This window comes from Streptosporangium subroseum (assembly GCF_900188345.1).
Classification (GTDB): domain Bacteria; phylum Actinomycetota; class Actinomycetes; order Streptosporangiales; family Streptosporangiaceae; genus Streptosporangium; species Streptosporangium subroseum.
The window spans coordinates 18997-44887 of the sequence record NZ_FZOD01000068.1 but is presented as its reverse complement, the minus strand read 5'-3'; the positions used below and the strand labels follow the sequence as shown (position 1 = coordinate 44887).

Here is a 25891-nt window from a genome sequence, read left to right as displayed (position 1 = left end):
TTCGTACCATTGATCAGATTCTGAGTACAGGTTGTTACAGAGGGGTTGCCGGCCTTGAAACTTCCCAACTCCGCGCGAGCGGTCGTGATCGGTGGTGGGGTGGCCGGGTGCAGCGTGGCCTACCATCTGGCACGGCTCGGCTGGACCGAGGTGATCCTGGTCGAGCAGCACGAGCTCACCGAGGGGACCACCTGGCACTCGGCCGGATTCGTGGGCCAGCTCCGCTCGACCGTCACCCAGACCAAAATGATTATGTATTCGGCCGGTCTCTATCCCGAGCTCGCCGACCTGACCGGATTGGACCCCGGCTGGCACGGAGTCGGTGGGCTCCGCCTGGCGACCACGCCCGAACGGGTGGAGGAGTCGCTGCGGCTGGCCGGGGCCGGGGAGACCTACGGCCTGGGTCTGGAGGTGCTCTCCGGCGCGGAGGCGAGGGAGATGCTCCCGCTGCTCGACACCGGCGACGTGCGTGCCGCGCTCTGGCTGCCCGGCGACGGCTGGCTTGATCCGGCGCTGCTGGCCAGGGCGCTCGCGGCCGGGGCTTCGAGGTTGGGCGTACGGATCTTCACCGGGGTTCGCGTGGTGGGGCTCGACGTGGCGGGCGGCGAGATCTCCGGGGTGCGCCTCGCGTCGACGGACGCTTCGACCGCTTCGACCGCTTCGGGAGCCGAGGAGTGGACGGTCCAGGCCGGGACCGTGGTCATCGCGGCGGGGGCCGCCAGCGGACGGGTCGGGAGGCTGGCCGGGGTGGACATCCCAGTCGTGCCGATCAAGCATCAGTATGTCGTCACCGAATCGTTCGACGTTCCCACATCGACGCCCACGGTCCGGGACCCGGACAACATCGTCTATTTCCGGGAAGAGGCCGGCGGGATCCTGGTCGGGGGATACATCCGGACGCCGGAGATCTGGGACACGGCCCATCCGCTGGAGGAACCCCGGACGCTGTTCCCCGCTGATATGCCGAAATTTCAGGAATCGTGGGAGTCGGCGGTGCGGAGGGTCCCCTCGCTGGGCGAGGCCGCGATCGCGAAGGTCGTCCACGGGCCGGAGGCGTTCACCCCGGACGGCGAGTTCCTGCTGGGCGAGACCATGGTCCGCGGCCTGTGGGCGGCGGCGGGATTCTGCGTCCACGGGCTGGCGGCGGCGGGCGGCGTGGGCAAGGTCATGGCCGAGTGGATCGTGGACGGCTCGCCCGAGTACGACGTGTTCGGCATGGACCTGCGCCGATTCGGCGGCCATGCCCGCTCTGCCTCATGGGCCCGCGCCAAGGCGCTGGACTCCTACTCGAAGTACTACGACATCGTCTACCCGGGCGAGGAGCGCACCGCCGCCCGGCCGCTGCGCCGCTCCCCGGCGTGGGTACGGCATGCGGAGCTGGGCGCCGCCTTCGGCGAGAAGTCGGGCTGGGAGCGGGTCAACTGGTTCGAGTCCAACGCGAGCCTCTCGCAGGAGGCGGGCCCGTTGCAGGAGGCGCGTCCGGAGGGGTGGGCGGGCAGGATCTGGTCCTCGGCGGTCCGGCAGGAGTGCCTGGCCACGCGGGACGCGGCGGGACTGTTCGACCAGACGTCGTTCTCGAAGCTGGAGGTGTCGGGACCCGCGGCCCTGACGGGGTTGCAGCGGGTGTGCGCCGGGCAGCTCGACAAGCCCGTCGGCTCGATCGTCTACACCCAGCTCCTGAACGAGCGCGGCGGCATCGAGGCCGACCTGACCGTCACCCGTCTGGCCGAGGACCGATTCCGTCTGGTCACCGGCACCGCCTTCGGCGTCCACGACGCCGCCTGGCTCCGCGGCCACGGCCTCGATGTCCGGGACGTCACCTCGGCCCACGCCTGCTACTGCCTCTGGGGGCCGAGGGCGCTCGACATCCTCGGCTCCGTCTCCGCCGACGACCTGACCTTCGGCTACATGAAGGCCAGAGAGATCAGTGTCGGAAACGTCCCCGTACTGGCCCAGCGGGTGACGTTCGTGGGCGAGTTCGGCTGGGAGCTGTACTGCCCGTCGGAGTACGGGCTGACGCTGTGGGACACGCTCATGGAGGCGGGCACGCCGTACGGCATGCGACCTGCCGGATATCGCGCGATCGACTCGATGCGCCTGGAGAAGGGCTACCGCGTCTGGGGTCTGGACATCACCCCGGAGACCACCCCGTACGAGGGGGGCCTGGGCTTCGCGGTGGCCGGGGACAAGGACTTCCTCGGCCGGGCCGCGCTGGAGGCGGCCGCCCGGCGTCCCTCCCAGGATCTGCCCGCCACGGACGCGGCGGCTCCCGACCTGGACGCGGACCCGCCCGCCGTGAACGCGGCGGCTCAGGATCGGGACGCATCAGCTCAGGACCGGGACGCGTCGGCTCCCGGCCCGGACGAGGACCCGTCGGGAGCCGGGCCCGCCGCGAACCCGACGGCTCGGGACACGGACGCGTCCGGCCGGCGCCTGGTCTGCCTCGTTCTGGACGATCCCCGCCAGGTCTGCCTCGGTGGCGAGCCGGTCCGGGTCGGCGGCCGACCCGCCTCGCGGGTGACCAGCGGCGGGTACGGCCACCGCGTTGACCGCTCGATCGCCTACGCCTACCTGCCGGCGGGGGCCGCTCCCGGCGACCGCGTCGAGGTCGGGGTCACCGGCACGTGGGTCGACGCCACCGTCACCGCCGAACCCCTCTACGACCCGTCCTCGACACGGATCAGGCGCCTCCCAGATCGACTGTCGATGATGGGGTGACCAGCCGAGATGGCTCGGGCCTGAAAGATTGTGGAAACTCGGATCCGAGGGGGCGGGCGGAGGCGACGGGTGGATTTCGCGCCCATCTCTCCGCGAGGGGCCGGAGCGCCTGCGAACCGGCCGTGCTCGCCGGTCATACGGAGGCGGACTCGATGCCTGCCGGGACCGAGGGCTCCTTCGACGAGTCTTCCCTGGGGGATGCCGGTAGGTCCCGGACCCGGCGGATCGGGGAGAAGTAGAGGATCAGCGCGGCCAGCGGGACCCCCGCCGTCATGATCCACATCGCCGGGCGGACGCCGAGGGCGGTGCCGAGGGCGCCGCCCAGCAGCGCGCCGAGCGGGATCGTTCCGTAGTTGAGGAACGCGGCGCTCGCGGTGAGCCTGCCGAACAGGGCGGGCGGGCAGTACGCCTGCTGGAAGCTCGACTTGATGACGTTTCCGGCCACCACACCGGCGGAGACGCAGAAGCTGCCGACGACGTACAGAAGCAGTCCCGCGCCGCCGACGGTGAGCGGGATGAGCAGGGCGAACACGGGGAGACCCAGTTCGAAGAGCAGCGTCGCGCGGGCGGTGCCGATTCGGGCGGCGACCCTGCGGGCGGCGAAGGCCCCGGCGATGCCACCGGTGCTGGCGGCCGCGATCAGTCCGCCGACGGCGCCGGAATCGAGGCCGACGTTTCGGACCAGGAAGACCACCAGGATCGACTGGTAGCCGACCAGCGCAAGGTTGGAGGCGGACCCGAAGAGCGTCAGCGTACGGAGCCAGGGATCGCCGGCGACCAGTCGCAGGCCTTCGCCGACCTCTCTGACCAGCGCCCTGGGCGGACGCTCGACCTTGGCGACGGGTGGTTCGCGGTGCCGGATGCCCGACAGGCAGAGCAGGGACACGAGAAACGTCGCGGCGTTGGCGAACAACCCGTTCACCGCGCCCGCCACCTGCGCGATCAGACCGCCGGCCCCGAGTCCGGCGATCTGCGCGGCGGACGCGCTCCCGTGCAACTTGGCATTGCCCTCGGGCTGGTCGGCGGGCTCCAGAATGCTGGGGAGATAGGCGCTGTAGGCGGTCTGGAAGAACACGGCGGCCGTGCCGGCCAGCAGCGTGACGGCCAGCAGCAGGCCGATGCTCAGCCAGCCGTACCACGCGGCGATCGGGACACCGACGAACAGCAGGAAGGAGACGGCCGCGGCGGCGAGCATGATCGGCCTGCGGCGGAACCTGTCCACCCAGACGCCGACGGGAAGGCCGATGACCAGCCAGGGCAGCCACGAGGCGGCGCTCAGCAGGCTGACCTCGAAGGTGCCGGCGTTCAGGGTGGAGACCGCGACCAGCGGCATCGCCACACCCGTGACGGAGGCGCCGAACTTGCCGGCCGTCTCACCGCACCAGAGCAGTCGGAAATCACGGTGGCGACGGAGCAGGCCACCGCGCGTGCTGTTGCTCATCTGGTGTCGCGTTCCTTCCGCGGGAACGACTGAAACTGCACGATGATGGGCAGCGCGTCCGGATCGGGCTCGGCGCCCGGCGCCGGGAGATGGCGCTCGATGACGGCGGTCAGCTCCTCGTTCAACGCCTTGAGCTGGTCCGGCGTCATCCGCAGGTCGCTCCAGGCAGAGAGGGTGCCGACGTTGCGCCATTCGTCGCCCCAGTCCTCGCCGATGTAGTCGATGACCCGGTTGAACTGCTGGTTCACCAGTTCGTGCAGGTAGACCGAGAGCGCGCCCCGGGTCTCGGGGTTGTCGCGGAAGTCGACGGTGTTCAGCACGCTCTGCTGCTTCACCACCCGCCACCAGCGCTCGCGTTTGGTGCCCCGCCCGGTCTCCTCCTCGATGAAGCCGTGCTCGGCGAGGTGGCGCAGGTGCCAGCTGACGGTTCCGGTGTTCTCACCGAGCCGTTCGGAGAGTCCCGTGGAGGTGGCGGGGCCGTCGAGTTGCAGCAGCTCAAGCAGTCTCACCCGCAGGGGGTGCGCCAACCCGCGCAGGCTGCGGGCATCGATGCGACGGGTTGGTTTGGCCGGTTCGGGGGTGACTTGGGGGTCGTCGGTCATGACGATGACGATATCTTGCAGAGGACTCTCTGCATAGGAGTATCCGCAGAGAACTCTCTGCAAGTTGCCGTCACCGTGTGAAGGCATCGTGCGGAGACTCCAGTACGCGATGACTCAACAGCGCGACTTCACGGCGCGGTGACTTAGCAGTGCGACTCCGCTGTGTGGGGACTCCGCTATGCGCCGGCTCGGCTGTGGGGCGGCTCCACGGCGCGGGGGACTCCGCTGTGCGCCGGCTCGGCTCCACGGTGCGGTGACTTCGCTGTGCGGTGACTTAACCGCATGGCGACGGTTCTATACGGTGCGGAGGTCGGCGACGGTGCGATGAACGGGGATGCCGGGGATGGGAGACGCTCCGGTCCGGTTCACCCAGCAGAAGTCCACGCCCGCGGCCTCCGCACAGCCGCCGTCGCTCACCGGTGAGTCGCCGACCATCAGGGCGTCGTCCGCTTTGGCCTCCAGCAGGTTCAGGGCATGGTGGAGCAGCTCGCCGTCGGGTTTGCGCAGTCCCACCTCGGGCGCGATCACCACGTGCTCGAAGAACCCGCCGATCCGGGTGCGGCTGAGCTTGGCCCGCTGAACGTGGGCGATGCCGTCGGTCACCAGTGCCAGCCGGAACCGCCGTGACAACCGCCGCAGGGCGGCGCGGGCCTCGGAGAAGAGGGTCACGTTGCGACCCAGCGCGTCCTCGAACGCGGAGGCGACCGGGGGCGGGGCGCCCATCCGGGCCCAGCGTTCCAGCCGCAACTCGGCAAGGGTGATCCGGTGCTCGCGGTAGGCCGCCCAGAGCGGTTCGTTGGCAGCGTGAAACTGTCTCAGGAACTCGGATCGGCCGGTACGGAAGAACCGGCGGTGGATCTCGTGGAGGGCCAGACGCTCAGTCTGGGCGTAGTCGACCACGGTCCCGTCGAGATCGACGAGCAGGACCTGGTGTTGACTCTCCCTCGCCGAGCCCATCGTGCTCCGACAGCTGGAGAATCTTCTCGACCGTCACCTCGTCCGCGACATAGATGTGAGGAACGTCGACGAAGACCCTCATTGACCCACAGCTCACCCCGAGGTCACCGGCGACCTCGCTCTGGATACTACGCAGCGGCACGTAGTTCAGGTAGGCCGTGAACACGTTCTGCGACCGGAAGGCGGCGGTCATGACCAGCCGTCCGGCGCGGAGCCGGAAGGCCAGACTGGTCAGGCAGGGAACCGCATCGGGAGATTCGCCCGGGACGGTGAGCGAGATCCAGCCACTCTTGGTGTACGGCTTGGCGCGGAGCACATCGGTGATCCAGCGGAGCTGGTCGACACCGAGGAGCTGGTGGAGCCGCCCGCCGTAGCTGTACTTGAACGGCGGCACGACCGTCCGTTCGCTGAACTTGCTGGCGTACAGCGGGATCTTCCCCGCGTCGCCGTAGGATTTCAGGACCGGATCGTCCCAGGCCAGCCCGTTGATCTCGAACAGCACCGCCGAGGCTTCGATGATCGGGCCCCGGTCGTCCTCGGCGGGCCCGCCGTTGTTTCTCACGTGTCGCATCAGCCAGATCCACGTCTCCCCACAAGACGCGAATCTGAGGAGGTCGGGCATTCAGGTCTCCACGTTGGGGAAATGGTAGGGATTGTGTGGGAGTCGGCGCTGCCGGGAGACATTGGCGCGTACGTAGTAGACGAAGTAGTGGATCAGCGCGAGCAGCCCGATGACCACCGTGAGCAGGGCCGCGTTGGGCTCGGCTCCGATCAGGCCGAGCACGCCGACCGCGATGTAGGAGCTGTTGACCAGGGCCAGCATCATGACGTTGATCCCGGGCCAGGCCAGTGGTGCGTAGGTTTCCGGATATCGGGGGTCAACCGGCAGGTTGGGGGTCCAGCCGAGGGCCGAGAAGTGATCCTTGAGCTGGACGACGTAGAGCAGGCGAAAGTTGTTGAGGGCCCGCGCGGTCCTCATGTGCGCGTTGACCGCCTCGATCAGCCGCAGGAAGGGCAGCACGTTGAGCACTCCGAACCCGGCGACCGTCGCGAAGAGGTACGCAGGCACGGCGTGCCAGGTGGTGAGTGCGGTCGGACTGACCACCTTCGCGCTGACCAGCGCGATCGCGGCGGCGAACGGGGCGGCGAGCAGGCTCATGGAGAGCCGGGTCATCTTGATGCGCTCATCCTTGGCCGCGAGGTAGACCTGGTAGGTCCCGGTAAAGTCCACGGAGATGAGCGCGAGGAATTCCCTGGGTTCCACGGGTAGCTCGTCCAGCCTTTCAGGCAAGGACTCCGCGGTCATCCGAGGCGACATCTTTCGCATCGGGACCCCACTTTCGAGGGCTAGTGGATTTTCCCGGTAAGAAGATATTGACGCACTTGTCAGGCCAATGAGTGTGTTTTAGCGACATACGTCTCAGAACTTCTTCGAGGAAGATTCTCTCCGCCGCGGTGGCCTGACGAATGGGCCCTGTGGCTGATCTACCGGCCCTGCGACCTGCCGAGATCCCTTCCACGCCGGCGACCGGCACCATCGTTCGCCCGTTCGCCCGTTCGTCTACGTCTTCCGTCGCCCCGGATCTTCTCCCCCTTCAGGGAGTTCTGATCTGCTCTACCTCTTTCAGGGCGTCCTCCACGGAGGCGTACATGGTGAAGTAGGGCAGGAGCCCGGTCGTGTCCAGCATGTGGCGCAGCGTCCGCGTCACCCCTGTCAGAACCAGGTGAGTCCCCGTTTCCTGGCTCCTGTGCAGGATCCACAGCAGTTCCGCAAGTCCGGTGGAGTCGCAGAAGGTGAGCCCCGCCAGGTCGAGGATCAGCCAGGGAGCGGTCTCCGGCTGGAGCGGCGTGCCGGGCGACGTCTCGAGAAAGAGCGAAGCCTGCGGCGGGAAGGTTCCAGGGGAGAGCGGCGACGAGGTCTCCGGAAAGAGCAGTGAAGGAGCCTCAGGGGAGAACTGCGGCGAGGGCTCCGGCGAGAGCGGTGAGGGGGCCTCGGGGGAGAGAGGTGACGGAGTCTCCGGCGAGAGCGGTGAAGGAGCCTCAGGGGAGAGCGGCGAGGGCGTCTCCGGCGAGAAGGGTGATGGGGTCTCCGGGGAGAACGGCGATGGCGAGAGCGGAGAGGGGGCCTCGGGAGAGAACGGTGACGAGGTCTCCGGAGAGAGCGGAGAGATGGCCTCGGCCGGGAGTGAGAGCGGGGATGGGCCGGAGAGCGGAGAGGGAAGCCCAGACGGAAGCGGAGACGAGGCGTCGGCGCCCATGCCCCAGATCTGGGTGACCTCCCTCCGGAAGATCGGCGCGTAGTCGTAGTCGAGCTCTCCGGTCGCCCGGACCACGATGGCGGTCCCGTGCACACCGGACGAGATGGAGAGCATGTTCGCACTCTCGGGTGGCATGGAAGACTCCTTAGACCCGCGGTTCACAGGGCGGGCGTTCCCTCCGTCCTACCAGGTATGCAGGTTTGGCAGCCCGGGACGGCGAGGAATTACAGTGTACCTGGGGGAGTTCGTCCCATCCTGCGTACGGGGAAAAGAGAACGGCCGTACCTGCCCCGGGTACGAACCCGTACTTCATTCGCCGATGAGCCGTTCGACGCCGATGCCACTGATCAGCAGTCGCTCCTTGCGGTTGCCGAGCAGCTTCTGCGTCCAGCCGACGAAGCCGCCGTCGCCGATCTCCCTCCACTCGTGGGCGACGGTCGCGTACACCTTGAAACACAGGCCGGTGTAGTAGCCGCGACCGCTTTCGCGGTCCGGATCCTTTACCACCAGGACGTCGGACCGTCCCGAGAGTGCCTTCTCGATCTCTTCGACCACCGGCGCGAAGCGTTCTTCAAGCATGGTCAGCCGGATCTCTGTGCCCTGGCCGCCGGCGGTGCCCACGAGGTCGGCGGTGAGGCTCAGGTGCTCGATGGCGTGCTGCCGCTCGAACGCGAGGTTGCCCGTGTCGCGGCCGGCCGACACCAGGCCCATCAGGGTGAAGTGGGGGCTCATGGATGCTTGGCCAAACCACTGGGCACGTACTACGCGCTGGATCGCGCCGAGCCGTACGCAGTCGGCCGAGCGCGGATCACCCTGCGACAGTCGCTGTCGTCGCAGGGCCGCCTCCAACGCGAGGGCGTTTGTCGGGTCGGCTGCCACCTCGCTGCCCCGGATCGTCGAGACGACCTTGTTCTGATCGACCGTCGCGAGCACCGAGTGCGTCCCCAGGGGCACGACCGGCGACAGTGTGACCATCTCGAACTCCGCGGGCATGGCGGACAGCAGGGCGTCCTCGACCTGGCGCAACCGGGCGAACGGGAGCGCCGAGGGCGAGGCGAAACGATCACTGTGGTGGCGGCGAAACACGTCCGCCGGTGTGAGAGCACGCGCGCGGACACGCATGGTCTCCAGCAGCAGCGTGGTCAGATCCGCTCCCGAGAGCCGGGCCAGCGTGTCGAGGACCGCCGCATCACCCGCCTGCCGCAGGATCCGGCCCAGCGCGGTGTCGTCGTTGTTTTCCCGGGAAGACGGGGTGGCGTCGGTCATGCCTGTAACAGGTATCAGCGCACTCAGCGGTTCCGCAAACGACTTTCCGCGCGTACGGCATCCCACGCCGCCCGTCTCCGCTGTCGCGCGATGGGCGAGCCCGGAGCACTCATGATCGGCAGGACGTCGGTTCCGACCGGAGCCCGCGGCGCTGCCGACCGATGAGGTTCGACGGTCAGATCGTGTCCCAGGGAACGGTCTCGTAGACCTGGGCCAGCGTTTTCATGAGGTCCACACCTACGGGGAAGGTCAGGTCGTCGATTCGTCCGACGGGGGCGATCCCCTGGGAGTTGGTGATGAAGACCGCTTCGAAGGAGGGCAGATCGGCAAGACACACCGTGCTCCGCCGTGACGGCAGGCCGGCACCGTCCAACCTCGGCTCAAGCAGTTGCAGGGTGATTCCCTGCAGGGCGGGTGCCTCGGGCCAGGTGACCGTGGTTCCGTCGAAGAATCCGATGTTGGTGATCGCGCCCTCGGCTATGACCCCGCCGGGGCCGGTCAGCAGCGCCTGGTCGAAACCGTCGCGTTCGGCCAGACGCCCGTAGTAGATCTGCCCGAAGCCGCCGATGTGCTTGATGTGAGGGACGGGGCGCTGGTAGGGGACGGCTTTGAGACGGTGAGGAGCGCTCGGCATGGTGGCCGGTCCGCGTACGGTGACCATGATGGAGACCGCGTCAGCCGTGTCCGGCCCGAAGACGTAGACCCGCACGGACGCGTCGCCGATGTCGTCGCCGAGAGCGTGCCGGATGTGGTCGCGGACGCGGTCGTGGTCAAGCTCGGCATCGAACAGTTCCCGGGTGGACGCGTCCAGCCTTTGCAGATGCAGCTCCAGACCGCGTACCTTCCCGCTCCTGACCTGCATGGCGGTGAAGTGGCCGTAGTTGACGAGTGCGGGGAGGCGCAGCTGCTCGGCTGAGGCGGGACGACCGTCAAACTCAATTCGCAAGATCGCTGGATTGCTCACGATTCTCACGATAGCCAGCGATATGGACAATGCTCAGCGTGCGTCCGGCGGATGCCTGACGGGGATCGGGTCTCGTGCGGGCTTGACGGGTCAGTCATTTCTGAAGGGGTCGTGCTCGGCCAGCAGTTTGTCCAGTCTGGCCTGGTCGACTCGGCTGACGACGGTGGCCTCCTCGTTCCGGTCCCGGACGCACTTGGCGAGTGTGAACGTCGACGTCACCACGTAGAGCAGTCCGAGGCCCATGAAGGATCGGACCCACGTGGTCACCGGCAGATAGGTGATGCCGACGGCGAGAGCCGTCAGGGACAGTCCGAACGAGATGACGGCCTGCACGTAGAACGCGGTCGTTGTCGTGGTTTTCACCTGTTGTGTCATGCATCCCATCGTCGAGACAGTTCGCCCTGGGAGCATGAGCGCGACTACTTAGTTACTGGTGAGTACGAACAGGTCGGCGCGGTTGGGGAACCCCGGCCCGGAAAGCCTGCGGTCGGTGCGGCGCGCATCTGGCCGGTGCTGTCGAGAGCCGGTGCCGTCGAGAACGGTCGGAGACGGGGACCTCATGCCTGTTCCTTGGCGGGGGTCTGCTCGGAGATCGGGTAGGTGACTCGGGTCAGCCGTTCGGATTCCGTCCACAGCCAACGCTGGAGATCGAGGTCGTGGGAGCGGGCGGTGGACTCGACGTGGACGGGAAAACCGGTCCATTCGCCCCATCCGTCGGGGCCGTAGTAATCACCGCCGCGAGCGGACGGGTCGATCGCGGCGCGTAGCGTCGTCAGGGCGCTCAGCCGTGCGTCCTGGACGAGCTTCGAGACGACGGGAGCCAGGAGGCGGTTCGTCCCCAGCCGGTTGTGCAGGGGGCTGTGGCGCATCAGGTCGGTCCGTGAGCCCCCCGGATGCGCCGCCACCGCGATGGTCCGCGCGCCGGTGGCGGCCAGGCGCCGCTGCAGTTCGTAGGTGAACAGCAGGTTGGCCAGCTTGGACTGGGCATACGCGGCCATGCGGCGATACTTCCTGCGCTCCCACATCAGGTCGTCGACGTGGAGGTCGCCTCGCTTGTGGCCGTTGCTGCTCACCGTCACGATCCGTGAGCCGGGAACCTCCAGCAACAGGTCCAGCAGCAGCCCGGTGAGCGCGAAATGTCCGAGGTGGTTGACGCCGAACTGCAGCTCGAAACCGTCCTCCGTACGGCCGTAGGGCGGGATCATGATTCCCGCGTTGTTGATGAGCAGGTCGAGACGGGGATGGCGGGTGCGGAGGTCGTCGGCGGCCTGCCGTACGGAGGTCAGGGAGGCCAGGTCGAGTCTCAGCGTCGTGACCGCACCGCCGATCCGCACCGCCGCGGCCTCGGCCTTGGCCGTGTCGCGGCACGCCAGCACGACGGTGGCACCTCGCTCGGCGAGCACCTTGGCGGTCTCGAAACCGATGCCGGTGTTGGCACCGGTGATCACTGCCGTACGGCCGCGTAGATCGCCGATCTTGTCGGCCGTCCATCGTTCCGTCATACGTGTTCGCTGCCTCATCACGCGCTCCGTTCGTCATCAAATAATCGGAATGGCTATCCCGCTTTGACGATACGGAATGACCGTCCCGGTTGTCTAGAGGCTTAGAATCGGAGTCCTGTCCTGATTCGAGGGAAGTGGGCGGTGAGCGACAGCGACGGCGGATCCGCCCGGCCTCTGCGTGCGGACGCCAGGCGTAACCGGGCGCGGGTGCTGGAGGTGGCGGTCGAGATCTTCGCCACGGAAGGCCTGTCCGTGCCGGTTCACGAGATCGCCCGCCGGGCCGGAGTGGGCACGGGCACCGTCAGCCGGCACTTCCCGACCAAGGAGTCGCTGTTCGAGGCGATCGTCCTCGATCGCGTCGAGCGCATCGTGGACCGGGCCCGCGAGCTCACGACGGCCCAGGATCCCGGTGCCGCGTTCTTCGAGCTGTTCGCCATGCTGGTGGAGGCGGGGGCCACGAACCGTGGGCTGGCCGAGGGGTTCGCCGGCATCGGGTTCGACATGGACGCCGCCGCTCTGCGTGCTGGATACGACGTGATGGGCGTGATGCGCGAGCTGCTTGTCCGTGCCCAGCGAGCGGGGGCGGTGCGAGCCGACCTCGACGTGGCGGATGTGAAGGCCCTCATGATGGGCTGTCTGGTCAGGGAGCGTGACGCCATGGATGTCGAGGCGCGGAACCGCATGATCGCGATCGTCTGCCAGGGCTTCCGTCCCGCTTAGAGGTCCCAGCAGAATGATCTCTGCTGTGCTTTGACCTCTCGCTGTGGCGACGGCGAGAGGGTGGGCAGGTGGCGCGGCTGAAGCCGTGGGAGGTCAGCGACAAGACCTTCGCGACCACGTCAAACGGCATCATGGCAGCGGTCGCCGGCGGCATCGGCATCACCCCGCAGCCAATCCGAATTCCGTCGATGTTCGAGCCCGTGCACGGATCGGCGCCCAATTTCCTGATAAAACCTGAAATGCGGGTGTCCCTCCGGACATGGACCAGATGTGAGCACCCAAGCGCAAACGTTGAGGTTCGAGGCGGTCTACGCCGAGACCTACGAACAGATCCTCGGATACGTCGTGCGCCGCTGCCCGAGCTCAGAGGACGCGGCGGACGTCGTAGCAGAGACCTACGCGACCGCCTGGCGGCGGATTGACGCTCTCCCACATGGTGAGGAGGCGCGGCTGTGGCTGTACGGTGTGGCCCGCAAGACCCTCGCCAACCACCGCCGTGGCCAGGCGCGCAGGCAGCGGAGGAGCGGCGAGTCGAGTGTCGCCGAGCTGGACGTCGACATCGCCGACCTCTACTCCCGCACTCCCGAGAGCACCGTCGAACTGGGCACGATCGCCAGGACCTTCCGCGAGCTGAGGGACGACGACCGTGAGCTGCTGTCACTGGTCGCCTGGGAGGGCCTCGATCACGCGCAGATCGCCATGGTCATGGGGGTGTCCCGCAACGCGGTGCGCATCAGGCTGCACCGTGCGCGCAAGCGCTTCTCCCAAGCCCTGACCAGTGCCGGAGTGATCGCTCACCACTTTGCGATGGAGTCCGCATGAACGAGTTGCAGCAGATCGCCAGGGTAAACGACAAGGACCTCGCCGGCCAGGCGTCCGGCGCGGGGGCGCGGGCGCTGCTGGCAGCCATCGTCGCCGAGGAGCCCGTTCCCGAGCCGCGGCGGCGGCCGGTCAAGCGTTTCGTGCTGGCCGCCGCGGTCACCGCGGTGCTCGCGGCCGTGGCCGTGATCGGCCCGAGCATTGTCAACGGCCGGGGCACCGCCACCTCCTACGCCAACTCGGCCATCGAGGTCTGGCAGGAGGGCGGCCAGTGGAAAGGGCGGATCAAGGACCCGTTCGCCAACCCGGCGGAGTTCGAAGAGGCCTTCCGCGCCGTCGGTGTCGACGTGAAGCTCGAGCTCTTGCCCTCTTCCCCTCGGTGGGTGGGTCAGATCTTCGGGGGCGGGTCCGTCCCCACAGAGCGCATGGGCACCTCGAACTTCTCGGTCGACCAGGAGCCCGCAGGCTGCGCGCTCACGAGTCCGGACTGCACCTTGCTGCTGTCCTTCCCCATCGACTCGGCCGGGCAGCACCTCAAGGTGGGCCGCCCGGCCAAGCCGGGGGAGGCCTACGAAGACCACCCCATGGCCACGGCCAAGGGCCGCTCGCTCGATGGGTACCGGGTGGACGAGAAGACCGTGGGCGAGGTCCTGCCGGAGATCGAGAAACGCGGGCTGAAGGTCGTTTACCAGATCATCGACCCCAACTCCAACGGCCAGGGCTACGGGGTGGACCCGAACAAGCAGAGCACTCCCGTCGGCGACGACTGGGTGGTCTGGGAGGCGGAAGAGGCGCAGCTCGGCGTGGTCCGCCTGATCGTCACCGACAGACGCTACGACAAGAATCCGGTCTACGGCGGCCCGCGCGACGACGTCGTCAAGGACTAGCCACGAACCTCCCGTGCGGCTCTGCGGCCTGCTCGCCGGCAGGCCGTGGAGCCACCAGGATGCGGTGGGCGGCTGCCGAGGCGCCCACCCGGTTGCGCAGCGGCCCTCGCGTTCAGCCGGAGATGATGAATCCCGCCTCGCGTCCACTCGAAGGCGGGCGCGAGACGGGATCAGGGGGTCAGGGCGCGCAGTCTCGGGGCTGCTTGCCCGGCTGGGCGCACCGGAACAGGGACGGGTTGATCACCGACGGCGGGCGCCACTCGTGCGAGGCCTGCTCGTAGGCATAGGCGTAGGCGAGGAGCTTGGCCTCGGTGTAGGCCGTTCCGAGGAAGGTCATGCCGAACGGGCGCCCGTTGGCCGGGTCGTACCCGATGGGTACGGCGACCGAGGGGTACTGCGCCCGCGCGCCGATGCCCGCCGAGCCGGGGCCGACGAACACGAGCGCGTCGAAGTCGCCGGACTGCAGGGCCGAGTCGATGCGCTGGCGGGCGCCGGAGATGCCGTTGTCACGGTCGGCCTCGTAGGCGGCCTTGGTCGCGGGGTCGTCCAGGTTGATGTTGTTCGAGGTCTCCAGCAGGGTCTGGCCGAACTTGATCGACCCCTCGCCGACGTGGGCGAGGTTGAAGCGCACGACGTCGTCCAGCGTCTTCATGGGAGCGCGGGCGGGAAGCCGGGCGAAGTAGGCGTTCAGGTCGCGCTTGAACTCGTAGTTGAGGATGCTCGCGGGCAGCCCGCCCGTGTCCACGGTCGCCGGGGCGACCGTGGCGCCCTGGGCGCGCAGCACGTCGACGGCCTTGGTGAAGGCGGTGCCCTGGTTCCCCGTCGGCGTGCCGACGACGCCGATCCGCACGTTCTTGAGCGCGTCCTTCGACAGCGCCGCCGTGTAGTCGGTGCCGACGACGTCCTTGCTGGTCGCGGTCGCCGGGTCCTCGGGGTCGATGCCGGTGATCGCGGTCAGCAGTGCCGCCGCGTCGTACACGGAACGGGCCATCGGTCCGGCCGTGTCCTGGCTCGCGGCGATCGGGATGATCCCGGTCCGGCTGACCAGTCCGACGGTCGGCTTCACGCCGACGAGCGAGTTGGCCACCGACGGGCTGAGGATCGACCCGGAGGTCTCGGTGCCGATGGTCACCGCCGCGAGCGAGGAGGCCGCCGCCACGCCGGAGCCCGAACTCGATCCGCTCGGGGTCTGGCTGACGTCGTAGGGGTTGAGGACCTGTCCTCCGAGCCCGCTGTATCCGGACGGCATCCCCGCGGTGGTGAAGTTCGCGAACTCGGTCAGGTTGGTCTTGCCGAGGATGACCGCCCCCGCCGCCCGCAGTCGCTTGACGAGGAAGGCGTCGTCCTTGGGATAGGAGTTGGCCAGTGCCTGCGCGCCCGCGGTCGTCGGCAGCTGCCTGATGTCGGTGTTGTCCTTCACCAGCACGGGGATACCGTGCATCGGGCCGCGTACCCTGCCCCTGCTGCGGTCCCTGTCGGCCTGCTTGGCCTCTTCCAGAGCGTCGTCGTTGAGCACCCGGACGGCGTTCAGGCCGGGGCCGTGGGTGTTGAGTGCTCGGATGCGTTCGATATAGGCGTTGACGAGCCACTCAGACGTGATTTTCTTCGCGCTCAGGGCCTGCTGCAGCTGCGCCACCGTCGCCGTTTCCAGGTTGATGGAGAACGAGGGCTTGTTGGACGCGGCTTGGGACGGCGAGATGAGTGCCACCGTTCCCAGAGCCACGACGGTGGCGAACGACGTGACATACACGCTGGTACGGGAGGGCAGACGGCGTAATCCAGATCGGAAACCAGAACGATTCATTGAGGCGTACGTCCTTAGGGGGGTCCCATCTCGGCTGGACAGCCCGAGAAACCGATGATCACACAGGGATGATCAAACAGGAAGGGTGCAATGCACGCGTTATACCTACATTTCGGATGCGTTGATCCATCGCCGGTCCGGGGTGAACGGCTCCCATGGCTCGACGGCCGGAGCCAACGGGCTCGGCGGGGACCAGCCAAGATCGTGAAAGCGGACGCGACCCCGCCGAGCTATCTTGGGAGGGGTGGAAGAGAACCGGGCACGACGGATTGTTGACGCACTGCGCGAACGTGGCGTGAACGCCCACCTGGCGAGGGTCGGCGTATATCAGTTCGGGATACGCGTGTCACTGCCCGACGGGCGTGAGGCCGATTGGGACACCGACGGTACGGCGGGCCTCGAAGCTCAGGTGATGCGGAACGGCATGCTGGTTGGTTTTGTACCCGTGATCGAGGGGTCAGAGGACTTCGACGAGCAGCAGGTCCTCGATGCCATCGTGCGGACCGACTACGACAAGCCCATCGCCCGGCAACGTTCGGTGGCCCCGCCACCGGCCCCGCCCCTGCCTCGGGTGGGCGGCGTCTTCCGTCGCTTCCTCGACGGCTTCCGTTACCGATGACGGTACCGATGGCGGTCTGACGGCCGATCCCGGCACGACGGACCGGGTGGTCGTGCCCGAGCACATCGCGAGCTCGGGCACCTCCGAGACCGGACGACGGCCGGCAGGGATCCGACCGATACCGTCGGCGTCCGGCGGTCCTACTTCTTCAGCTGAGCGATGACGGCGGCCAGCGCGCTCCAGTGACGCTCCGGGTGGCGGGTCTCCTCGGGGTCGCCGCCGAACGGGTCCAGGAGAACGGTCCCGGCGCCGAACTCCCGCAGCTCCTCCAGGTCGGCGCTGACCTGATCGAGCGTGCCCTCGCCCGCTCGCCGGTCCTCGTCGGCGAGAGGCGTGTCGGTGAGACGCAGCTTTATCCGCGGGGCGAGGGCGACCTGCCCTTCGGCCCGCAGGCGGACCAGTGCCTCCCGGAACCAGGGCATGGTGAAGCTGATGGGATGCCAGGCGTCGCCGTACCGGATCGCACGGCGCATGGCCGCGTCGCTGTTGCCACCGACCCAGATCGGCAGTCCGTCCGGCCGTGGCGCCGTGTGAACGCCGGTGAAGTCGGCGAACGGCCCGTGATGCTCGGCGACGTCCTGGTTCCAGTGGGTGCGCACCGCCGCGAGGTAGTCGTCGGTCATCGCGCCGCGCCGGTTGAACGGCAACCCCAGGGCCTCGAACTCCTGTCGCGCCCATCCCACGCCGACGCCGAGGACAAATCTCCCCCCGCTGAGCCGGTGGAGGGTCGTCGCCATCTGGACGGTCAGCAGCGGATGCCGGTACGGCATGATCAGGACCGTGGTGCCGATCCGGATCCGCTTCGTGATGCCCGCCAGCCACGCGAGCGTGGTGAACGGCTCGTAGAACGGCGGCGGATACTGCTCGGCGACGTCGGGGGTCACCGTCACGTGGTCGGACACCATGAGCAGATCAAAGCCGAGTCCCTCGACGACCCGCGCCCACCGCTCCAGAGTGGCAGGGTCGGTACCCGGGCCGAAGTTTGGGACGTTCACACCTATTTGCACTGAATGCTCCATTTATAAATCATTTGAGCTATCTGTCACTGTATTTCGTCATATGCAAATGGGTCACATGGCGGTTTTGATGTGATCGACCGGTCAAACCGGGATTCCCGGCTTCCACGTTCCGGCAGCCGCGCGGCCTGCTCGCGGAGCGCCACTCGGAATCGCTCAGAACCCCTGGGAACCGAGCTTAAACGGTGCTTACGGCCATGTGAACGGACTCTTCGCGGCATTACGGGAGTATCGGCGAGGATCCTTCGGTCTTTCCGCTCCAAGGCCGTGACTCGACCTTCCGGCTCCGCAACCGTGACTCGACCTGCGGAGATCGCCGGGCCGGATGGTCCGCCTGTCACGGGGCCCAGCCCCACCGCGCGCCGGAACGGGAACACGGAGATCTCGACCCGGGAACGGTCTCAGTGCGAAGGTCGCCGGGCCGGCTCGTGGGAGTCGGCGTGTGCCGCAGCCTATTCACAGATCGCGGCCAGCGGCTCCTGCAGCGTCTTTCCCAGGGCGGTCAGCGAATACTCGACGTGCTGTGGCGCGGTCTCCTTCAGGACGCGCCGCTCGACCAGCGCGTCGGACTCCATCCCCCGCAGCGTCTCGGTCAGGACCTTCTGGGTGATGCCGGGTAACCGGCGGCGCAGCTCGGCGTGCCGCTGAGGACCGGCCAGAAGCGCATAGATCACAAGCACCCGCCACTTCGCCGCGAACCGCTCCAGGGCCTGCCGGGTCGCGCAGCTCTCCTCCAGCACCTCTGGGATCGGCGATGAGCCGTACGCCTACTACGGCACGGCCCGATCCACCTCACCGCACTGGGAGAGCAGGGTGACGAGGGGATCTCTCCACTCGCTGATGACCTTCGACGCGCTCGGCGCCGCGCCGCTGCTCGCCGACACTCCCCTGCTGGTCGTCCACGGCAAGGTCGACGCCTACTGCTCACCGGAGATCGCCGCGGAGTTGCATGAGAACACCGGCGGTGACAAGGAGATCGTCTGGCTGGACTGCGACCGGCACATCGATCTGTACGACGTGGAACCCCACGTCACCCGGGCCGTCGAGGCCGCCACCGCCTTCCTGCGCCGCCTGTGGGGGAGCAAAGATGCCCTTTTTGCCGGCTGACGAGAGGAGGGGCCCGATCCCCGGCGAACCGGGCAGGGCATCGATCCGGGCAGGGCATCGATCCGGGTACGGGCGGCTCGGCCGGCGAGACGCGGGCGTAGGGCTCCCGCCGTGCGGACGTTGGACGCTCCGGCACGGCGACCTACGCCCGCCTCCCCTCCCCTCCACACCGCACCCGCCTGCTAACGGAGCAGACCCACTCCGCTGTATCCGTTGACGCCGGGAAGCTGGGGAAGACCGGGCAGGTCCGACTCCGGACGCCAGTCCTCGGTGGACACCAGGCCGGGCTCCACGAGCTCGAATCCGTCGAAGAAGCGCAGGATCTGTGCCCGTGGGCGAGGCGTCGCGGAGCCCGCGGACGTACGGGTGTAGAGCTCGCGGCCCTCGCGCAGCTTGTCCTCGTCGAGATCGCCGAAGGAGAGGTGGCTGATCACTATGCCGCTGCCGGGAGCCAGCCGGTTCCGCAGGGCCGCGGTGACTTTCTCGGCGACGTCGTCGCTGGGAATGAAGTGCAGCACCGCGAGCAGGAGCAGGCCCACCGGCTGATCGAAGTCGATGTGCTCGCGGATCCGCGGGTCGTCGAGGATGGCCTCGGGTTCCCTCAGGTCGCCGTCCACGACGATGGTCTGCCCGTTGTCCGCGAGAAGGGCGCGGCCGTGGGTGAGCACGATCGGGTCGTTGTCGACATAGACGACACGGGAGTCCGGGGCCGCGCGCAGCGCCACCTGGTGCACGTTCTCCTGAGTGGGCAGGCCGGCGCCGATGTCGAGGAACTGGCGCACCCCGGTCTCCACCAGCAGGTTCACGGCACGGCTGAGGAAGCGCCGGTTGGCCTGGACGCCCTCCCTGACGTTCGGCGTGAGCTCGATGAGCTTCTCGGCCGCCGCCCGGTCGGAGGCGAAATTGTCCTTGCCGCCAAGGAGGTAGTCATAGATGCGGGCAACGCTGGGGACGGTCGGATCGATCCCCGCTGGTGCCTGTTCCGTTTCCATTTATACCGTCCTTTAATGGATTAATCAGACCCGTATTATGGCCCGCCCGGGTGAACCGGAGAGTCCATATCCGGACAACGACGCAGATGCACTTTTTGTCCCGGCACCGGCGTTCACCCGCCGGAGTCGCCCCGCGGCGTGGGGTCAGGGGGTGTCGAACAGGGTGCTGACCGATTCGCCGTCATGGATGCGGCGCATGGCTTCGGCGAGCGCGGGGGCGATCGACAGGATGCGGAGCTTGGAGCCGGGCTTGGGGTTGGGGAAGGGCACGGTGTTGGTGCAGACGATCTCCTCGACATCGGGCTGGTCACCGAGGCGATCGATGGCTCCGTCGGTGAAGAGACCATGGGTGCAGGCGACGCGTACCGAGTTGACCTTGCGTTCGCGGAGACGGTCGAGCAGCTCGACGACCGTCGTGCCCTTGGCGATCTCGTCGTCCAGGACGATGACGTCCTTGCCCGCGACGTCGCCGATGATCGAGCTGATGATGACGCGGTCGTCGCTGAGTCGCTGCTTGGCGCCCATGGCGACGTCGACTCCCAGGAGGCGGGCGAAGGCCGCGGCCTCCTTGGCGTTGCCCAGGTCAGGGGAGACGATGACCGTGTTGGAAAGGTCGTACTGACGGAAGTGGGCGGCCAGCTCACGCCGGGCGTGCAGGTGGTCGACCGGAATGCTGAAAAAACCGTGCACCTGGGGTGAGTGCAGCGTCATGGTCAGCACCCGGCTGGCTCCGGCGGCCACCAGGAGATCGGCGACCAGGCGCCCCCCGATGGAGATCCGCGGGGCGTCCTTCTTGTCCGATCGGGCGTAGGCGTAGTGCGGCATCACCACGGTCGTCCTGGCCGCGGAGGCTCCCCTGGCGGCGTCCAGCATGAGGAGCAGTTCGACGAGGTTCTCCTGGACCGGGGGCACAAGGGGCTGGATGAGAAACACGTCCCGTTCCCGGCAGTTGGCCTGCAACTGCACTTCCAGACAGTCATTGGCGAAACGCTTGACCCGGACCGGATGCAGCGGGGTCTCGAGGTAGGAGCAGATTTCGGCGGCCAGTTCGGGGTGGGCACTACCGCTGAACACGGTGATGTCTCGCACGAGGCGCTCCTTGCTTGTGGACCGGTTCCGGATCGGCCAGGCGAGCGGAATGCTACAGGGGGCCGTACCGGCCTCACCGCTGGTGGGGGGTGCCTGTCGCGCGGGCGAGGAAGAGGGTTCGCTCGCGCTCGTTGCGGGTGAGCGCGGCGGCCCGCTCGAAATCCTCGCGCGCCTCGTCGAGACGGCCCAGCTTCTCCAGAAGGTCGCCTCGTACGGCGGGCAGCTGCGGATAGTCCCTGAGCGCGCGCTCCTCCACCAGCCCGTCCACGATCTCCAGGCCCCGCGCAGGGCCGTACGCCATGCCCACCGCGACCGCCCGGTTCAGCTCCACGACGGGGGAGGGGGCGACGTGGGCGAGCACCCGGTAGAGGGCCGCCATCCGCTCCCAGTCCGTGTCCTCGGCGGACAGCGCGCGGGCGTGGCAGGCGGCGATCGCGGCCTGCAGGCCGTACGGGCCGAAGGTGCCGAGCGCCTCGACGCGTTCGAGCGCGTCCAGCCCGCGGCGGATGAGCAGCCGGTCCCACAGCCTTCGGTCCTGGTCGAGGAGCAGGACGGGCTCGCCGCCTGGGCCCGTCCTCGTGCGGATGCGCGACGCCTGGATCTCCATCAGAGCGACGAGACCGTGCACCTCGGCCTCCTCCGGCATGAGAGCCGCCAGGACCCGGCCCAGGCGTAGCGCCTCCTCGCAGAGCGAGGGGCGCATCCAGTCGTCGCCGGCGGTCGCCGAATAGCCCTCGTTGAAGATGAGATACACGACCTCCAGGACCGACGAGAGCCGGTCGGCCAGCTCGGCCGGCGCCGGCATCTCGATCCGCACCCGTTTGTCGGCGAGGGTGCGCTTGGCCCGGTGAATCCGCTGCCCGACGGTTGGCTCGGGCACGAGGAAGGCCCGTGCGATCTCCCCCGTCGTCAGGCCGCCGAGCAGGCGGAGGGTGAGCGCCAGGCGCCCCTCGGTGGACAGCGCGGGATGGCAGGCCGTGAAGAGCAGGCGCAGCACGTCGTCGCCGATGTGATCGTCGAGGGCGTCGTCCAGCTCGGCTTCGGCCGACTCCTGACGGATCTCCATGTCCCGGCCGACCACTTCGAGCTTCTGCTCGTACCGGGTCCTGCGGCGCAGCAGGTCGATCGCCCGGTGCTTGGCCGTGAGCATGAGCCATGCGCCGGGATTGTCCGGCACGCCCGACGTGGGCCACTGCTCCAGCGCGATGACCAGGGCATCCTGTGCCAGCTCCTCGGCCAGGCCGACATCGTGCACCATCCGGGCAAGCCCCGCGATGATCCGCGCCGATTCGATGCGCCAGACCGCCTCTATCGCCCGACGAGGATCGCTGATCGTCATGACCCCCGATCCAAGCACCTCACCCACCCCTGCCGCCATGCGCCCGAACGCGCGACCGGTGAGGTGAAAAGCGGGCGCCCCCGGCCAGAGTCCCACAGGGGACCCTGGCCGGGGGCGCTACCGCGGCGTGCCGCAGGTCACGGCCGGTGGGATCACTCGGGGGCGGCGAAGTCCTCGGGGCCGAAGACGCGGAGGACGTCGGCCTCGCCCTCCCAGCCCGCCCAGTGATCGCGGTGGACCTTCAGGAAGCGGGAGGTCCACTCGACGGCCTCCTCCTTCGACCGGACCTGGTAGAGGGCGTAGCTGACGAGCTCCTTCGCCTCGGCGAACGGGCCGTCCGTGACGCTCACCTTGCCTCCGACGAGCTCGACCCGCGCGCCCTGAGCGCTCGGGGCCAGTCCGGCGTTGTCGAGCATGACGCCGGCCCTGGTGGCCTCCTCCCCGAGCTTGGCGATGGCCTCCATCAGCTCGGTGGCCGGCGGGGTGGCCGGCTGGCTGGTGGCCTTGAGGATGATCATGTATCGCATCGTGGGTCTCCCTTGATCTCGGTTTCGGGCGGTGCGGTCGGATGGGTCGGACGGTGTTTCGGGGGGTCTAGGAGGGCTGGGGCGTGGCGCGCCGGTAGAGGTGAAGCGACAGGCCCGAGAGCCAGGTCCAGACGATCACGATTCCGGCGACGAAGGTCAGATTGGCCCAGACGGCGCCCGCGCCGATCGCGACGGCGGCGAAGGCCGCGAGGAACAGCACGCCGGTGACCCGGGAGGAGACGGCCCATCCCGTACGGCCTTCCGCGGTGAACCGGCGGCTGATGACGAAGCAGGCCGCGATCAGGCAGAGGAAACCGACTGCGCCGCAGGCGAAGTGGAGCATCCCGTGCCAGCTGATCGCTCCCGCGCCCTCCGGCGTCCCCGCGGGGAAGCCCATCGCCGGGTCCGCCCGGAAGATCCCCGCGCCGATCAGGCTCATTCCGTACACGCCGACGAGCAGGGGAGCCCAGGTCGCGCCACGCCCCGGGGCGAGGGCCCGGCGCAGGCCGGCCGCGCAGGCGATGGTCGCCAGTGCGGCGACCATGAAGTTGGTGATCTGGATCCAGCCGAGGTCGCCGTTGGCGAGCAGGCTCCACTGGTGCCGGGCGAGGTCGAAACCGTCCCGGGTCAGCGCCTGGGCGAGGGACACCGCGATGTACACCGGTCCGGCGATGACGCCGTAGCCCAGGAGCGACCTGGTGACGTTCGTCTGCGGGTCGCAGGTCGCCGGGTTCGCGGTCCTCGTCGTCTGCTGGGTCATGGCCCTTCTCCTCACGCGTCCGGAGCCGATTCTCGGTTCTTCCCGGCCCTCTGACTACGCTTCGAACGAGACCGGGCGGATTTGACAAGAGGGCCGAATCTTTTTCAAGATTCTTTAGGGCGTGTGTTCTCGCAGCTCAGCGCCGAGGTCGGGCGACGGCCTGGAGTCTCCGGTGCCGGGATGAGACGGAGAGGCGTGATCGGCACCGAGCCCGCACTGCCGCCACGACCGCCGATCAGAGCGGTAGCGATTCCGACCTCATGCGGCGCGTCGGGCGGCGAGATGAAGCCGGAGGTGCTCTGGCCGTCATCGCTCGTGCACGGAGCGTGGGTGATCAGGCGGCGAAGGCGGTGAGCCCCATGCCCTGGAGCGGTGCCGAGTCTCCCTCTGTTGCGGGAGGGATCTACTCTCCGGGAAGGATGAGGCCGGACTCGTAGGAACGGATCACGGCCTGGACGCGGTCGCGCAGGCCGAGCTTGGACAGCACGTTGCTCACGTGGGTCTTCACGGTGTGCTCGCTGACGACAAGACGCGCGGCGATCTCCGCGTTGGAGAGCCCGCGGCCGAGCAGTTCCAGGGTTCTTTCTCGCGGACGGTGAGCACGTCCAGGCCGGTGGGCGCGGGCTGCCGCCGTGGTCCCTTGCTCACCATGTCGCTGATCAGGCGCCGGGTGACCGAAGGCGCGAGCAGTGACTCCCCCGAGGCGACCACCTGTACGGCGTGCACGAGGTCGGCGCGGCGCACGTCCTTCGGCAGGAAGCCACTCGCCCCCGCGTGCAGGGCGTCGTAGACGTAGTCGTCCTGGTCGAACGTGGTGAGCATGAGCACCCGGCACGCGGTCTCCGCGCACACCACCGCCGCCGCCTTGATGCCGTTCATGCGCGGCATGCGGATGTCGAGGAGGAGGACATCGGGCCGGTGCTCCCGTACGGCCGCGATGGCGGCGTGCCCGTCACCGAGCGGGAGGAGCCCCGTCACCTCCGCCCGCCTTCGGATCCGCCCGCGAGGAGAGCCCGGAGCCGGGGAGCAACGCGCTGAGCGCGTCCATGAGGTGGAACTGCCGCCGCAAAGTGTGGAGACTGGGGCGGTGTTCAAGACACTCTGTCCTCAGAACTACAACGAGGCGCTCTACGTCGGGCACTACTTCCGTACGGGTGTCCCCGTGGTGATGGACCTCACCGAGATGCCGGACGGCGAGGCCAAGCAGTTCGTCGACTTCGCCGCCGGTCTGGTGTTCGGCAGGGGCGGGGATATGGACCGCCTGGCTCCCCGGGTGTTCCTGCTGATGCCTCACGGAATGGCCGGCCGCGGACCGGAGGCCGATGAAGTCGATAAATTGTGACGCATGAAGATCTTTCTGGAGACCGACCGCCTGACGCTGCGTCGCTTCACCGAGGCCGATGAGGACAACCTGGTCGAGCTCGACGGTGACCCCGCGGTCATGCGTTTCCTCAACGGAGGCAGGCCCACTCCCCGTGACGAGATCCGGAGCAGGGTCCTCCCGGCGTTCCTCGGCTATTACAGCCGGTTCGAGGGATTCGGTTTCTGGGCGGCGGAGGAGAAGTCCACCTGCCGGTTCCTGGGCTGGTTCCACTTCCGGCCACGGCTGGACGAGCCGCAGGACGGCGAGATCGAGCTCGGCTACCGGCTGCGCGCGTCCGCCTGGGGCAGGGGTTACGCCACCGAGGGGTCGCGCGCGCTGATCGGCAAGGGCTTCACCGAGCTGGGGGTGGAGCGCGTGTTCGCGGGGACGATGGCCGTCAACCTCGGTTCCCGGCGCGTGATGGAGAAGTGCGGCCTGACGCTGGTGCGCACCTTCCATCAGGACTGGCCGGACGCCATCGAGGGTTCCGAACACGGAGAGGTCGAGTACGCGCTGACCAGGGCCGACTGGGAAGCGCGTCCCTGAGAACCCACAGTGCAAGATCCAGAGTTTCCGTACGCCCCCATGCTGAGGAGCAATGCCGTGCATCCCCCACAGATTCGCCGGGCGACCCTCGACGACGCCGCTCTGCTCGCCGAGCTGAACCGCTTCGTGCAGGACATCCACGCGGAGCACCGGCCGGACCTCTTCAAGGGAGATCCGTCGAGCGAGGAGCTCACCGCGGGGTTCAGGGACCTGCTCGGCCGTGAATCCGTCCGGGTTCTCATCGCCGAGCTTCCTGATGGCCGACCGGCGGGATATGCGATGGCGACCGTCAACGAACGTACCGGCAGCGCGCTCACGCACGCGGGCTCGTTCATTCTTCTGGACCATCTGGCCGTGGCCCCCGAGGCGACTCGCCGCGGAATCGGGACCGCCCTGCTGAACGCCGTTCGCGAGACAGGCCGGCAGGCCGGGTGCACCCGCTTCATGACGGAGGTCTGGGACTTCAACTCCACGGCGGTGGCCTTCTTCGAGGCATCGGGCTTCTCTCCGGCCTGGCGACGGCTTGATCAGCCCCTGTGAACAGGGGAGTCATCGGCGCTCCGGCGTGACGCACGCGCCTTCGCCGGTCGGATCG

30 protein-coding genes are annotated in these 25891 nt (G+C 68.2%); 9 read left to right on the top strand and 21 right to left on the bottom strand.

The features are described from left to right. Window positions 1-54 precede the first annotated feature (54 nt). Entirely contained in the window at window positions 55-2718 is a 2664-nt protein-coding gene (locus CHC08_RS39700) for a GcvT family protein (RefSeq protein ID WP_179282485.1), read from the top strand. Window positions 2719-2851: 133 nt separating this feature from the next. Here the strand turns inward: CHC08_RS39700 and CHC08_RS39695 are convergent, their stop codons facing one another. The 11 genes from CHC08_RS39695 to CHC08_RS39650 form a co-directional block, all read right to left on the bottom strand. Next, window positions 2852-4159 carry an MFS transporter gene (locus CHC08_RS39695; RefSeq protein ID WP_089212543.1) on the bottom strand — a complete coding sequence of 436 codons (1308 nt, stop codon included), beginning with the start codon at window positions 4157-4159 and terminating at the stop codon, window positions 2852-2854. After that, window positions 4156-4761 (bottom strand): winged helix-turn-helix domain-containing protein, encoded by a 606-nt coding sequence (locus CHC08_RS39690; RefSeq protein WP_089212542.1) that lies wholly within the window; start codon window positions 4759-4761, stop codon window positions 4156-4158. The genes CHC08_RS39695 and CHC08_RS39690 overlap by 4 nt, the downstream gene beginning before the upstream one ends. A 294-nt stretch (window positions 4762-5055) precedes the next feature. After that, window positions 5056-5718: an HAD-IA family hydrolase gene (locus tag CHC08_RS39685; RefSeq protein WP_089212541.1), complete on the bottom strand. Its 663-nt coding sequence runs from the start codon at window positions 5716-5718 to the stop codon at window positions 5056-5058. Continuing rightward, window positions 5639-6289 carry a thymidylate synthase gene (locus CHC08_RS39680; protein WP_143653546.1) on the bottom strand — a complete coding sequence of 217 codons (651 nt, stop codon included), beginning with the start codon at window positions 6287-6289 and terminating at the stop codon, window positions 5639-5641. The genes CHC08_RS39685 and CHC08_RS39680 overlap by 80 nt, the downstream gene beginning before the upstream one ends. 51 nt (window positions 6290-6340) lie before the next feature. Continuing rightward, window positions 6341-6982 (bottom strand): hypothetical protein, encoded by a 642-nt coding sequence (locus CHC08_RS39675; RefSeq protein WP_143653545.1) that lies wholly within the window; start codon window positions 6980-6982, stop codon window positions 6341-6343. Between the two features lie 331 nt (window positions 6983-7313). Then, window positions 7314-8111 (bottom strand): STAS domain-containing protein, encoded by a 798-nt coding sequence (locus CHC08_RS39670; RefSeq protein ID WP_089212538.1) that lies wholly within the window; start codon window positions 8109-8111, stop codon window positions 7314-7316. 174 nt (window positions 8112-8285) lie between these two features. Next, window positions 8286-9242 carry a hypothetical protein gene (locus CHC08_RS39665; RefSeq protein WP_089212537.1) on the bottom strand — a complete coding sequence of 319 codons (957 nt, stop codon included), beginning with the start codon at window positions 9240-9242 and terminating at the stop codon, window positions 8286-8288. 175 nt (window positions 9243-9417) lie between these two features. Beyond that, window positions 9418-10206, bottom strand: a complete 789-nt coding sequence (locus CHC08_RS39660) for an aminotransferase class IV family protein (RefSeq protein WP_218825709.1) — start codon at window positions 10204-10206, stop codon at window positions 9418-9420. A gap of 90 nt (window positions 10207-10296) precedes the next feature. Continuing rightward, complete coding sequence (locus tag CHC08_RS39655) at window positions 10297-10581, bottom strand: YiaA/YiaB family inner membrane protein (RefSeq protein WP_089212536.1); 285 nt, start codon at window positions 10579-10581, stop codon at window positions 10297-10299. 48 nt (window positions 10582-10629) lie between these two features. Beyond that, entirely contained in the window at window positions 10630-10767 is a 138-nt protein-coding gene (locus CHC08_RS50105) for a hypothetical protein (protein WP_179282484.1), read from the bottom strand. Then, window positions 10764-11708 (bottom strand): oxidoreductase, encoded by a 945-nt coding sequence (locus CHC08_RS39650; RefSeq protein WP_089212535.1) that lies wholly within the window; start codon window positions 11706-11708, stop codon window positions 10764-10766. Before CHC08_RS39650 ends, CHC08_RS50105 begins: the two co-directional genes overlap by 4 nt. Before the next feature lie 141 nt (window positions 11709-11849). Here CHC08_RS39650 and CHC08_RS39645 point away from each other — a divergent pair, with 141 nt between their 5' ends. The 3 genes from CHC08_RS39645 (at window position 11850) to CHC08_RS39635 (ending at window position 14134) form a co-directional block, all read left to right on the top strand. Then, a complete protein-coding gene (locus tag CHC08_RS39645; protein WP_245878850.1) occupies window positions 11850-12428 on the top strand; it encodes a TetR/AcrR family transcriptional regulator in 579 nt (192 codons plus the stop codon). 270 nt (window positions 12429-12698) lie between these two features. Continuing rightward, a complete protein-coding gene (locus tag CHC08_RS39640) occupies window positions 12699-13250 on the top strand; it encodes an RNA polymerase sigma factor (protein WP_089212534.1) in 552 nt (183 codons plus the stop codon). Continuing rightward, window positions 13247-14134, top strand: coding sequence for a hypothetical protein (locus tag CHC08_RS39635; protein WP_089212533.1), 888 nt, complete (start codon window positions 13247-13249; stop codon window positions 14132-14134). The genes CHC08_RS39640 and CHC08_RS39635 overlap by 4 nt, the downstream gene beginning before the upstream one ends. 178 nt (window positions 14135-14312) lie before the next feature. On the opposite strand, the gene CHC08_RS39630 is transcribed toward CHC08_RS39635, so the two are convergent. After that, a complete protein-coding gene (locus tag CHC08_RS39630; RefSeq protein WP_218825708.1) occupies window positions 14313-15884 on the bottom strand; it encodes an amidase family protein in 1572 nt (523 codons plus the stop codon). Window positions 15885-16182: 298 nt separating this feature from the next. On the opposite strand from CHC08_RS39630, the gene CHC08_RS39625 reads away from it, so the two are divergent. Next, a complete protein-coding gene (locus CHC08_RS39625) occupies window positions 16183-16557 on the top strand; it encodes a hypothetical protein (protein ID WP_089212532.1) in 375 nt (124 codons plus the stop codon). A 140-nt stretch (window positions 16558-16697) separates the two neighbouring features. On the opposite strand, the gene CHC08_RS39620 is transcribed toward CHC08_RS39625, so the two are convergent. After that, entirely contained in the window at window positions 16698-17552 is an 855-nt protein-coding gene (locus CHC08_RS39620; RefSeq protein ID WP_245878849.1) for a TIGR03619 family F420-dependent LLM class oxidoreductase, read from the bottom strand. A gap of 473 nt (window positions 17553-18025) precedes the next feature. Beyond that, window positions 18026-18313 carry a winged helix-turn-helix transcriptional regulator gene (locus CHC08_RS39615; RefSeq protein WP_245878848.1) on the bottom strand — a complete coding sequence of 96 codons (288 nt, stop codon included), beginning with the start codon at window positions 18311-18313 and terminating at the stop codon, window positions 18026-18028. A gap of 73 nt (window positions 18314-18386) precedes the next feature. Here CHC08_RS39615 and CHC08_RS39610 point away from each other — a divergent pair, with 73 nt between their 5' ends. Beyond that, on the top strand, window positions 18387-18680 hold the full coding sequence (locus CHC08_RS39610) for an alpha/beta hydrolase family protein (RefSeq protein WP_179282482.1): 294 nt from the start codon (window positions 18387-18389) through the stop codon (window positions 18678-18680). A 182-nt stretch (window positions 18681-18862) separates the two neighbouring features. On the opposite strand, the gene CHC08_RS39605 is transcribed toward CHC08_RS39610, so the two are convergent. The 7 genes from CHC08_RS39605 to CHC08_RS39580 all read right to left on the bottom strand — a co-directional run bounded on the left by CHC08_RS39605 (window position 18863) and on the right by CHC08_RS39580 (window position 24365). Further along, window positions 18863-19672, bottom strand: a complete 810-nt coding sequence (locus CHC08_RS39605) for an SAM-dependent methyltransferase (protein ID WP_089212530.1) — start codon at window positions 19670-19672, stop codon at window positions 18863-18865. 144 nt (window positions 19673-19816) lie between these two features. Further along, on the bottom strand, window positions 19817-20761 hold the full coding sequence (locus CHC08_RS39600; RefSeq protein ID WP_089212529.1) for a ribose-phosphate diphosphokinase: 945 nt from the start codon (window positions 20759-20761) through the stop codon (window positions 19817-19819). A 73-nt stretch (window positions 20762-20834) separates the two neighbouring features. After that, on the bottom strand, window positions 20835-22100 hold the full coding sequence (locus CHC08_RS39595; RefSeq protein ID WP_089212528.1) for an RNA polymerase sigma factor: 1266 nt from the start codon (window positions 22098-22100) through the stop codon (window positions 20835-20837). Between the two features lie 152 nt (window positions 22101-22252). Beyond that, window positions 22253-22627 (bottom strand): YciI family protein, encoded by a 375-nt coding sequence (locus CHC08_RS39590; protein ID WP_089212527.1) that lies wholly within the window; start codon window positions 22625-22627, stop codon window positions 22253-22255. A gap of 67 nt (window positions 22628-22694) precedes the next feature. Continuing rightward, complete coding sequence (locus tag CHC08_RS39585) at window positions 22695-23387, bottom strand: DUF998 domain-containing protein (protein WP_089212526.1); 693 nt, start codon at window positions 23385-23387, stop codon at window positions 22695-22697. Window positions 23388-23790: 403 nt separating this feature from the next. Further along, entirely contained in the window at window positions 23791-23928 is a 138-nt protein-coding gene (locus tag CHC08_RS52035; RefSeq protein WP_245878853.1) for a response regulator transcription factor, read from the bottom strand. Continuing rightward, window positions 23892-24365 (bottom strand): response regulator, encoded by a 474-nt coding sequence (locus tag CHC08_RS39580; protein ID WP_245878847.1) that lies wholly within the window; start codon window positions 24363-24365, stop codon window positions 23892-23894. The genes CHC08_RS52035 and CHC08_RS39580 overlap by 37 nt, the downstream gene beginning before the upstream one ends. Before the next feature lie 109 nt (window positions 24366-24474). Between CHC08_RS39580 and CHC08_RS50100 the strand changes: the two genes are divergently transcribed. Genes CHC08_RS50100 through CHC08_RS39565 form a run of 3 tightly spaced genes read left to right on the top strand, consistent with a single transcriptional unit; the run spans window position 24475 to window position 25836 of the window. Beyond that, window positions 24475-24729, top strand: a complete 255-nt coding sequence (locus CHC08_RS50100; RefSeq protein WP_089212525.1) for a cell division protein SepF — start codon at window positions 24475-24477, stop codon at window positions 24727-24729. A 3-nt stretch (window positions 24730-24732) separates the two neighbouring features. Continuing rightward, window positions 24733-25296, top strand: coding sequence for a GNAT family N-acetyltransferase (locus CHC08_RS39570; protein ID WP_089212524.1), 564 nt, complete (start codon window positions 24733-24735; stop codon window positions 25294-25296). 57 nt (window positions 25297-25353) lie between these two features. Beyond that, window positions 25354-25836 (top strand): GNAT family N-acetyltransferase, encoded by a 483-nt coding sequence (locus CHC08_RS39565; RefSeq protein WP_179282481.1) that lies wholly within the window; start codon window positions 25354-25356, stop codon window positions 25834-25836. Window positions 25837-25891: the final 55 nt, after the last annotated feature.